This is a genomic window from Pseudomonadota bacterium, from assembly GCA_018242545.1.
In the GTDB taxonomy this organism is placed as follows: domain Bacteria; phylum Pseudomonadota; class Alphaproteobacteria; order 16-39-46; family 16-39-46; genus 16-39-46.
On the sequence record JAFEBT010000063.1, the window covers coordinates 1 to 10,951 of the forward strand.

Below are 10,951 nucleotides of genomic sequence, written 5' to 3' on the forward strand. Positions count from 1 at the left end.
TGTTCTATTTTTCCTTACTTTTCAATCTTTTATTAAAAGTGACGGGTAGTGAGATACTACCCATATGAGTATGTCTTTCTTCCTTTTCCATAGAAAGGAGTTTTTCTAAGAGACTTTCAATATAAGATAAATTTTTATTCTTTAAATGCAGATTATTTATATAGTTTCTATCCTTTTTTTTAAAAAAACGGAATAAAATACCTTTAAAATTCTCAAATGTTGATTGCTTTAGTACACTATAATAAGCGTATGTTCCAAGTGCATATTCAGAAAAAAAAGTAATGAAAGCCAATTCTTTAGTGGTGTTATATTTATAAACTCCATAAGTAAATGGTATGCTCGAGAGAAGTCCCAGAATATGACAACCTATATGACGAGAAACTGAAGATCCTTGAGACGGCTTATGGTTACAAGAATTTCTATCAATAATAGCAACTGAAATCTCTTGAAGAATTTCCTCTCCTGCCCATATTCGTGAGTTTCCAACTGTTAAAAAAGTGGCTCCTGCAAATATATAGTTTAATCCTTGATAATCTCCTGCTGCTTTAAAAGCAGGTTCTACTAAAGGAAGTCCAGAAGTTCCTAATATAAGATAAGAAAACGCTCTAACTAAACTTTTTCCTTTAAAATTTTTAAAACTCCCTTTATCATCAAAATATCTTTTAATCAATTCTTGAATATTAAAGTTACTTAATAATGATGAGGTTTCATTTTGATCTTCATTTTCTCTTAAAGTTTCGAGGGAGCTAATAGAATTAGAAGGAATGATTCCATTTTCTTCAGGTGAAGTTATTTCTGTTGTATCCATCTGAAAAGTATCTGTTTCTTCTTCCTGAGCTAAAGGATCATATTTTAATTTCTTATATTTTATAGGCTTATGCTTTCCAGGATTTAGTTCTTCCATGCAAAAGAGGGAAGCAGGGAAAAACAAATATATAAAAAAAATAAATATTATCCTATACATTTTAGTTACCTTATTCTAGAACTAATTTTTTATTAAATTTTGATATAAAACATCAAAATTATTTGATGTCACTTAAAATTAAATCACATCCCTTTTTCCCAATAATAATTGCTGCAGCATTGGTATTTCCTGAAACAAGAGTGGGCATAATAGACGCGTCAATAACTCTTATTCCTTCTAAACCATGAATTTTTAATTCACTATTAACAACTGAATTTGCATCTGTTCCCATTTTGCAGGTTCCAACTGGATGAAATATAGTCGTACCTCTTTCCTTCATAAAATTTAATAAATGTGTATCTGTGGAGCACTCAGTGCCAGGCTCAAATTCTAGGTCTATATAGTCATTCATAGCTTTTTGATTCATTATTTTTCTACAAATTTTTATACCTTCTATTGTAGTATCTATATCAAAAGCATGAAAAAGATAGTTTGGTTGAATAGAAGGAGCTGTCCAGGGATCCGAAGATATTATATTTATACAACCCCTGCTTTTAGGTCGAAGTTGACATATACTTATTGTAATACCAGAAAAAGAATGAAGAGTTTTGCCTGGTACTTCTACGCTTAAAGGAATAAAATGCAATTGCAAATCAGGAGTTTTAGCGGAAGAAGATTTTATGAAAGCTCCTGCTTGAGCGGCTCCAATGGCTAAAGGACCATTTCTATTTATCATGTACTGATATAAAACTTTAGCTTTCCAGGTGAATTTTTTTGAAAGAACATTAAGGCTATCTATTTTTTTAGTGGTATAAATTAATCTTATTTGATAGTGGTCTTGTAAGTTTTGTCCAACTCCAGGCAAATGTTTAACAATGTCAACGCCTATCTTTTTAAGATGCTCCCCATCTCCAACGCCTGAAAGTTGAAGAATTTTAGGGGAATTAATAGCTCCAGCACTTAAAATTATTTCTTTTTTTGCTGTAGCTGAGAATAAGCTATTATTTTTATAGTATTCTACTCCTATAGCTTTTGTTTTAGTAGTATCAAATAAAATCTTAGTAACAAAAGAATTAAGAGAAAGCTTAAAATTAGAAAAATTCCTTATGGGATTGATAAAGGCGGTTGACGAGCTACATCTTCTTCCATTTTTAACTGAAAGATCAAAATAACCGCACCCTTCTTGATCCTCTCCATTAAAGTCTTTACTCCTCTTAACCCCTGCCTCTTCGCATGCTTTAATAAAATTTTCGCAAAGAGGATGTGGATCCTTAATTTCTGAAAATATAAAATTATCATCTTTTTGATTAAAAAAACGGTTTTTTGCTATCTTTTCAAAATAAGGAAAGATAGAACTCCATCCCCATCCTAAGTTACCTTCTGCTTCCCAACTATTAAAGTCTTCTGGCTGCCCTTGAATATAAACAAGCCCATTTACTGAGCTACACCCTCCTAAGACTTTTCCCCTAGGCCAAAACATTTTTCTATTTCCTAATGTAGGAATTTCATCTGTCCAGTAATTCCAGCTTAATTTTTTATTAAAAATAGTTTTATAATAACCAAATGGAATGTGAAGAAGAAGATTACTATCATTTTGTCCAGCTTCTAAAAGTAATACTTTGTATCCTTTTTTTACCAGCTCATTTACGATAACACAGCCAGAGGAACCACCTCCAACTACAATATAATCAAATTCGTTAGCACATGTATTATTCATCTACTAACAAGCTCCCAAGTATGGCCATACGCATGAATAGGCCATTTCTCACTTGTCTAAAGTACGCAGCATTAGGCATTTGATCAACGTCGTTCGTAAGCTCGTTAGTCCTAGGGCCAGGATGCAGTATTGGTATAGAAGAATTTATTCTTTTTATTAATTCCTTATTAATTAAAAATTCTTTAGGAATCTCTAATAATTTATTTTCTATATCTTTACTTAGATTATGATTTGGATGATTAATCCCAATAGTCTCAACTATATCACTTTTTTCAAACAAGGAATCAACATTTTTAACTATATTCCATTTTATTTTATTTTCTTTCATCACGTTTAATAATACATCTGGAATTTTTTTTTCGGGAGGAAGGAGAAAATTGAAACCTTCTATTGGAAACTTACTAAGAGAAATTATTATTGCTTTTAAAGAACGAATTGATAAATCTCCAAGGAGACCTATGGTTTTTTTATTAAGTGTTCCAAGCTCTTTGTACATTGTCCATATGTCTCCTAAAGCTTGTGTTGGATGCTCATTATACCCATCTCCAGCATTGACAATTGGGATATCAACAACTGATGTAGCCCGCTTTGCGGCAAAATTTTCAAAATGACGTAAGACGATTAAATCACAAAGAGGCGCAGTAAATGAAATTACATCTTCAAGTGTTTCTTTATAAAAATCACCAGCTCTTGTAGTTGAAGGATCTGAAAAACCAATAACATCTCCACCAAGATTTAAAACAGCTGAATGGAAATTTAAGCGTGTGCGTGTGCTTGGTTGATAAAATAAGACTGCAACAATCTTATCTTTAAGTATTTTTTTTCTTTCTTCTTGGGAAGATTTTTCGAGCATTGAAGCTAATGAAAATAAACCTTCGATTGCTTCCTTAGATAGATCATACATTGAAATAATATTTTTTGGTAAAAGTCTTTTGCACAATTTTAATTGTTTATCCATTTTCTACTCCTGTTAAAATTTTTAGTGGACCATACATTGGTGAAGAGAATATATTTATTGCTTCTAATTTCTGAATTAAATCCTCTGGAAGAACCTCAAGAGAATTTTTAATATTTTGTAAAAGTTCTTCCTTGGTGGTTACCCCAAATACTACATTATTTTTCGTCGATTGTAATAAAAAGTTTAAAGCAATATGGTCTAAAGGATATGATGCATTAGTAATGACCTCTATTAATTCTTCAATTTCTTTTTTAAACTGAGGTCTTTTTTTAATAAGATTTTTTAATTTAAATAGCCATCCTTGATGAAAAGGTGCTCCCAGGCATAAAAAGAATTTATTCTCTTTGGCTGAAGATATTAGATTTTTTCCGTTTCTCCATAATAAATCATATTGTTTGGATAATAGAACTAGGTGTGGGTTAAGAGCTAAAAGCTCTTCGATAATGTGGGCATTATTTCCACTTATTCCTGGGAGTATATCTAGTGATTTAAGAAAGGATGAAAACTGATAATATATTTGATAATTTATTTCGTTTAACTTTTTTAAATTTATGAGATTTCCCAGTTGTTTTGTCTTACTCCACCATACATCCCAATCAGCTTCATGAAAAAGAATGTATTTAGGATGATAAAAAAGATTTTCCATTGATTTTTGAACAGCTTCTTGTAATTTATTTATATTTTTATAATCTTCCAAATTTGTAAAATATCCAATTTTTGAAATATAAATAGCTTGGGGTTGATAAAACCTATTAAATTTTCCAATCATTTTTTCAACTTTACCATATCCATAAAAAAAAGAGGTATCTACATATTGTCCACCATTTGAAAAGAATAATTCTAAAATTTCAAAAACTTCTTTTTCTTTAATCTGAGTAAAGGGTCTTGTTCCCAATACGAGCCTATTAATTACTGACATTTTCATTCATAAATGTTTTTAATCTTTCAGCAGCAGAAGATAATATTTCTTTTTCAGCTCCAAGAAAAAATCTTACATGATTATTTCCGCAAGATCCTGCTACATAACCAGGAACGCACAAAAGATGATATTTATTAATTAGGACATCAGCAGGATTATTTTCATGAGTTTTTAATTGAGGAAATAGATAAACTCCTCCTTCTGGACGCCAACAGGTTATATTAGGAATATCTTTAATTAAATTAAAGAAAAAATCCATTTTATCTTGATAAAGTTTTTTGACATCTAAAAGATAATCAACGTAAGATCCATCCTCTAAAAGAGAAATTGCTATGCATTGAGAAGGGCTTGAAGAAAACATATAAGTGTAAAGCCCAAACCTTTTAAGCAGGGTAATAATCTTCTTAGGAGCAGTAATATATCCTAACCTTATACCTGTTAAAGCAAAACTTTTTGAAAATGAAAAAAGCGTTATAGCTTGATCATATAACGAACGAATTGATATATGTTGGTTGTTATCATATACAAATGTCTCATATTCCTCATCAACTATCAACCATAAGTTATGCTTTTCGCAAATATCAATGAGTTCTTTAATTTCTGAAATACTTAAAACTGATCCTAATGGATTTAGTGGTGTATTGAGTAAAATAACTTTTGTTTTATCTGTAATATTATGCTTTAAATGCTGAAAATCTATTTCATACCTATTATTTAAATATTTTAAATTAAAAGATTTAGATATTCCGCCTGCTAATTTTATTATCTTCTCATAATGTTCCCAACAAGGGTTTGAAATGAGGACTTCTTCTCCTTGATTTAATACAACTGATAATGAAGAAAATAAGGCGCTTGAGCCACCAGGAACAACAATAATTTCTTCAAGAGGAGTATCAATTCTATTTAATAATTTTAACTTTAATTGAATAAGATTTAAAAGATTTTCATAGCCTAAAAAAGGAGAATATTTTGTAATCATATTCTTATTAAAATTAACTAATTTTTCTATTAAGCCTGGGAATAAAGGGAAATTAGGTTCTCCACCAGCAAGATGTAATGTATCTTTCCATCCTGCAGCAGCGGCCTTAGAAATTATAGTTGAAACCGCTGAGTCTCCGAGATTTTCAACTACGGAAGATAAATTTTTCAATTTTAGAGCTCCTTTTTAATTTAAAATATAGATTTATATGCTTCAAACCGAGTCTCAACAGCATGCTGCGAGTAATAATTATATACATTCCACCTAAATAGTTGATGCAGTTCTATAATTTGTTTTAAAGCAGAGATTAATCTTCGTGCATACTCTTGATCAATATAGCCATATTCACTAAAAATTAATTCTGGGAAAAAACCATGATTATTATTACGATCTAGATTTGTGTGCCATTCATACACTTTTATCACTTGTTTCGGAATATTATAATTCGGCAACCTCATACCTTTATATATATCTTCTTCTTCCTTTATATCTGCATCTAAAGCGCAACTTTCATCTCTCATTAAAGCTACAGCATATAAAAGAGAATCTTTTGATGCCCAATAACGATAAGTATTTAAAAGTCCTGTAGTTCCAGGAAGAGGCGTTGCATGTAAAATATCTTCTTTGTTTATCCATTTTTTTAATGCATTAAAAATAATCTCGCCATGTTTATTTTCTTCATCATAGAAAGACATATAATGAAGTCTTATTCGGTCGTTTTTTGCATTGGCAACAGCAAGGCTCAATTCATCAGGTACGTTTCTTAGGAGGTGACATAATTCAAGACAAAACCCTTTTATTATATTCTCCGTCGCTCTACCTGATCCAATCTCTCTATCTAAATTTATATTATTTTTATCAATTAACTGTATTTTTTTCCATTCAATTAAAAATTTTTCAAGTTTCCAAAAAAGCTCTTTTCCACTCATTAAGAGATCATCTCTTAATATTTCTTTTCCATTTAAAATAAGAGGAATTTCAAATAGATTTTGAAGAAATTCTTCTAATTTTGATGCGCTAATAGAGCTGCTTTTTAATATAGAACTCAATAAATTGCGCCCATTGCAGTTTTCTAAAGCCTTTCTGTACTCTAATGGGGTGCCTACATTATATTTATAAATCCTGCCTCTATAGCTAAGCTTAATCTCATCTAAAGTAGTTTCTATATTGACTGCATACTTAAGTAGTGGGTAATCAAACATTAGTTATTTTCCTTATTTATAAAAGATCTTACTGTGTTAAAAAGGATATCAAGGGCTTTCTCAGCATTTTTTAATGTCATAATTCTTGAAGGTTTAATGCTTAAACATTTAGAGTGACTTCTAACAAACACTCCATTCTTTAAAGCTGTTTTTGCAATCTCTTTAATAAGAATAGAATTTTTTTCAGAAGACTCTCCTATATCTATCTCTAAAGCATTTATAAGACCAATTCCTCTTGAAGAGTAAATTTCAGTATTCTCTTCTACAAAAGCTTTAAGCTTCGTCTGAATAAAGCTAGAAAGTCTATTAAAGTGATTTATATAGTTTTTTTGCGACATAAGATGACAAACAGCCATCATACCAGCTATGGCTGGGAGAGTTCCTCCGTTAGTATAGTCAGCTTCCCCAAAATTAAGATTATCAAACTTTGGTTTGGAGACGCAAACAGCAAGAGGAATTCCACCTCCTATACCTTTTGCTAACACAAGCATATCTATATCAAGGTTATAATGCTTAGAAACTGTGCCGTCAGGAACCCACCCAAATGTTTGGCACTCATCAAAAATAAGAGGAATCTTATAGTATTGGCAGGCTTGAGTAATTTTACTGAGGTACGTTTTAAAGTCTCTTCCGGTAGTAACCCCTGAACTAATCATTACAGGGTCGATTAAAACACAAGCCAAATCTTGGTGATGTTTTTCTATCAATTCACATACAGAATCCCCATTTTCTTCTGAAGCATAGTTAAAATCTGTTTTTTTGTTGGGATAAGGAATAGGAGCATAGATAACATCTTCAGTGCTTCCTCTTAAAATGTCATAAGGCTTCTTTCCCCATCCTCTCAAATGTATAACCTGAGAATTTTGACCTAAATAGATACCGTCTATTGTTAATACTTTAGATTTACCTGTTGCACGCCTGGCTTGTTTTACAGCAGCCTCAACGGCACTTGAGCCATCATTAAGTCTAAGATTAAAACACTTCAAATTAGAAGGAATAAAATTATACAAAGCCTCTATTGCTAATTGATGTTTTTCTGAGATGAAATCTTGATCAATAAAAGAACATTCTTTTAATTGTTCAAAAATATACTTATTAATATAAGAATTACATTGGCCAAATAATAAATTAAAAGTTTGACTTGATAAATCTATGTATTCCTTGCCTTTGTCATCCCAAAATATCTCATTCTTTGCTCTAACAATTTTTATACCTTTGTTTGGCAAAGTATTATGGCTAAGTTTTAACATTTAATTTTACCTTAATTCAGTCATAAGTTGAATAATTAAGCGTATGAGTGCAAAATATTCTGACATCCTATAACAAAGTTTTTTAACTCTTCTTCTGGCGTATAATCAGATTTAAAAAGCATGCTATTAACTAAGCACCCAATGGCTCCAAGGTTAACAGCTTCTTCAAAGTCTTTTGGAGACCCCACTCCTCCATCAAGTACAACTGGAACATTTAAGTCGCAGATCTTTTTAAACTCTTCTTTATCTATAATTCCTTTTCCAGTTCCTATTCCGCTTCCCATAACTCTTAAAAGAGGGCAGCCTAATTCTACAAGCTCTTCGGCATCTTCATAGTTGCAATGGAGCAATGGCATTAAAATAAGTTCTGGTTTAAGTTGCCTTAATTTTTTAACAGCTTTAATTAATTCTTTATTATTAGATGTTTCCATATCCTCATTTAAAACTTCAAGTTTAATTAATTTTTCTCCTGTTAAATCATATGCTCTTAAGGTTTTTTCAATGGCATCTTCAGCTGTTGTTTGATGATTAATATTAAGCATAATAAGCTTTTCGGAAAGATCCATGCTTTTAGCTAAATCATCATACTTCACGCCTCCAAATCCTATCAAAAGACCATTTCTTGCGTTATTATTAGTCATTTTATGTGTGTTAATGGGAATTACATTTGTTTTAGAGGCATTAAGCATATTTATTACTGTTTGAAGATCGACTTCATTCATATAATTTCCAAAACAATGCCATACTTTTGTTAACGAAAAATCTAAAACTTGAAAACATGGATTAACATAATTCATGAGAGCTTCCTTCTATTTTTCATTGATTAATAACTATTTTTTAACTTAATTTTGATCTCTGTATCCATATAATTATAAAATAATTTAACTTGTCAACAAAAATTTAATATTTAAAAATTTAAGTCTCAAAAAGAAATTTACTTCTAATTTTTATAAAAAAATAATAAAAAATTATAATATTTACTTACTTCAAACGTTTCTGCTTGTAAATTAGAGCTTTCTTTTTTTGTAAAATGGGATAACATCTTAAAAAATATTCTAACTTATGAGAATTTTATGACACACAAACTTTATAAGCTGTTTGCTTTAAAATCATCCTTAAATAAAGAAAAATCCGTTGTTTTTATAGTTACGTTAGCATCAGTTCTTGAAAGCGTAATCTGCATAATTTTTATTCCTAGCATACCAGCTATAGCGCATTCTTATAATATTACAATTCAGGAAGCTGAAAGTAATTTTACGTGGTACAATGTGGGATTATTTTTATCTGCCCCTGTCTATGGAGTATTAGGAGAATTTTTTGGAAGAAGACTAATGATGATCATTGGGGGACTTCTCCTCTTTCTGGCCTCTTTGTCTACTATTTTTACTTTTCATGCACATGAGTTTTTTATCTCTCGTTTTTTACAGGGATTTGGAGCATGTGCTGCAGGGGCTGTTGGCTGGGCTGCTATCCAAGATATTTTTGATCTTAAAAAAAGTGCTTTAATTATGTCTATCATGGGGGCGATCATAATGGTAATTCCCTTATCTGCCCCTTTATTAGGAGGGTATATTGATAGTATCTATGGTTGGGAAATGATAAAAAAAATTATAATTTTTTTATCATTTTTTTATATTGCATCAGTTTTTTTTATATTTCCAGAAACAAAAAAAAAGGGTAAAAGTCTTCCAAACCAAAAGAAATTTATAAATGATTTAATCAAATACTTTTTAATTATAAAAAATAGAAAATTTATGAAAAATTCTTTATTATTTCCGCTATCTTATTTTTGTGAATGGCTTTTTATTTCTTTTTTTACATATAACTATTATATTTTTCAGAATAACGACCCTAAGTTGATAGGTATTTATTTTTCTATATTAATTTTATTTTATGTTTTTGGAGCGTTTGTTACTACCTATAGGCTTAAAAGAAGCAGTATTTATTCTATAATTAAATTAAGTCTCAATATAATGTTGTTTATATCATTATTAAGAGTAGGAAATGATATAATATTTAATTTTCAAATTCTCTCTTCACTAATATTTCAAGCAGTTTTCATGATGGGCTCAGGTATGTTATTTGGACCTTCTTCTTCTTTAGCACTCAAATCTGTTCTCAATTCAGCTGCTGCTGCTTCTTCAATTCGAACATTTCTACTGATGTTAGGTGGAGCCTTAGGTGCTTGGGTTGGAAGTATAATTTGCTCAATGCCCATTTTAATTTTTTCTTTATTGGTTTTAATTATTACAATTAGTATGAAATTTTTTTATTTTTATACAGAAATCCCAGAAAATTTTTGAATTATTAACCTCAACTCGACGTAAGGAGATTCAAAGAGGGATCTAAATGATTCAGTTTATGAAACCCTACGCCCGGTTTTTTAGGCTTAAAGGTATATGCGATTAAACCCGCTAAAATATTGACTTGAAAGTTCAAAACTGATCTGTATCTTGTATGTTGAATATGAAGGAGGGCCTTCAATTGATCAATGACGGATTCAATAACCCCTCTTTTAGACAAGAGAAACTCTTGAGCAGGGTTTAAAACTTTTGCCTTCATATTTTTACGCACTCTTGTACAGAGCTCCAGACCTTTGTTTTTCAAGTCTTTCCAAAGAGTATTGCTGATATATCCTTTATCCGCAAAGAGCCATCCTTTAAGATTTTGCACAAGCTGCGAAACAGGTTTACGGTCATCAACGTTGCCCGTCGTTAGCCAAAAATTCATAATTTCTCCTTCACTATTAATAACAAGATGAAGCTTGAACCTAAAGAACCACCCTGTCGAAGTTTTTCCTCTTTTTGCAACATCTTTAAAGACACGATGTGAACGAATTCTCAGGTTGTGACAAACTTCAAGTTTTGTAGAATCAATAAAATATTTTCCTGTTTCTTTTCCAAATAAAGATGACTGTAAAACAAACAAAGGCATGAATGTAAAAGGCATGAGCTCGAGGAATCGGTTGTAATACTATTTCCATAAATTAAAATAACAAGTATGATGTTCTGCAAATGGAAGC

General features: G+C 30.7%; 9 protein-coding genes and 1 pseudogene. 1 reads left to right on the forward strand and 9 read right to left on the reverse strand.

Annotation, left to right across the window (positions count from 1 at the left end; all coding sequences use genetic code 11):
* Positions 1 to 4 precede the first annotated feature (4 nt).
* The 8 genes from JSS34_07315 to JSS34_07350 form a co-directional block, all read right to left on the reverse strand.
* A complete protein-coding gene (locus tag JSS34_07315) occupies positions 5 to 904 on the reverse strand; it encodes a hypothetical protein (GenBank protein MBS0186130.1) in 900 nt (299 codons plus the stop codon).
* Between the two features lie 118 nt (positions 905 to 1,022).
* The gene (locus tag JSS34_07320) at positions 1,023 to 2,621 is read right to left on the reverse strand and encodes a GMC family oxidoreductase N-terminal domain-containing protein (GenBank protein ID MBS0186131.1); all 1,599 of its coding nucleotides are present in this window, start codon (positions 2,619 to 2,621) and stop codon (positions 1,023 to 1,025) included.
* Complete coding sequence (gene pyrB, locus JSS34_07325) at positions 2,614 to 3,579, reverse strand: aspartate carbamoyltransferase (GenBank protein ID MBS0186132.1); 966 nt, start codon at positions 3,577 to 3,579, stop codon at positions 2,614 to 2,616. Before pyrB ends, JSS34_07320 begins: the two co-directional genes overlap by 8 nt.
* Positions 3,572 to 4,474: an aldo/keto reductase gene (locus tag JSS34_07330; protein ID MBS0186133.1), complete on the reverse strand. Its 903-nt coding sequence runs from the start codon at positions 4,472 to 4,474 to the stop codon at positions 3,572 to 3,574. Before JSS34_07330 ends, pyrB begins: the two co-directional genes overlap by 8 nt.
* A gap of 10 nt (positions 4,475 to 4,484) precedes the next feature.
* The gene (locus JSS34_07335) at positions 4,485 to 5,648 is read right to left on the reverse strand and encodes a pyridoxal phosphate-dependent aminotransferase (protein MBS0186134.1); all 1,164 of its coding nucleotides are present in this window, start codon (positions 5,646 to 5,648) and stop codon (positions 4,485 to 4,487) included.
* A gap of 20 nt (positions 5,649 to 5,668) precedes the next feature.
* On the reverse strand, positions 5,669 to 6,679 hold the full coding sequence (locus tag JSS34_07340; GenBank protein ID MBS0186135.1) for a hypothetical protein: 1,011 nt from the start codon (positions 6,677 to 6,679) through the stop codon (positions 5,669 to 5,671).
* Positions 6,679 to 7,929, reverse strand: a complete 1,251-nt coding sequence (locus tag JSS34_07345; protein MBS0186136.1) for an aminotransferase class III-fold pyridoxal phosphate-dependent enzyme — start codon at positions 7,927 to 7,929, stop codon at positions 6,679 to 6,681. Before JSS34_07345 ends, JSS34_07340 begins: the two co-directional genes overlap by 1 nt.
* A gap of 35 nt (positions 7,930 to 7,964) precedes the next feature.
* The gene (locus tag JSS34_07350; GenBank protein ID MBS0186137.1) at positions 7,965 to 8,726 is read right to left on the reverse strand and encodes a thiazole biosynthesis family protein; all 762 of its coding nucleotides are present in this window, start codon (positions 8,724 to 8,726) and stop codon (positions 7,965 to 7,967) included.
* Positions 8,727 to 9,002: 276 nt separating this feature from the next.
* On the opposite strand from JSS34_07350, the gene JSS34_07355 reads away from it, so the two are divergent.
* Positions 9,003 to 10,232, forward strand: coding sequence for an MFS transporter (locus tag JSS34_07355; GenBank protein MBS0186138.1), 1,230 nt, complete (start codon positions 9,003 to 9,005; stop codon positions 10,230 to 10,232).
* A gap of 10 nt (positions 10,233 to 10,242) precedes the next feature.
* Here the strand turns inward: JSS34_07355 and JSS34_07360 are convergent.
* Positions 10,243 to 10,899, reverse strand: a pseudogene (locus JSS34_07360) (IS982 family transposase).
* Between the last annotated feature and the right edge of the window lie 52 nt (positions 10,900 to 10,951).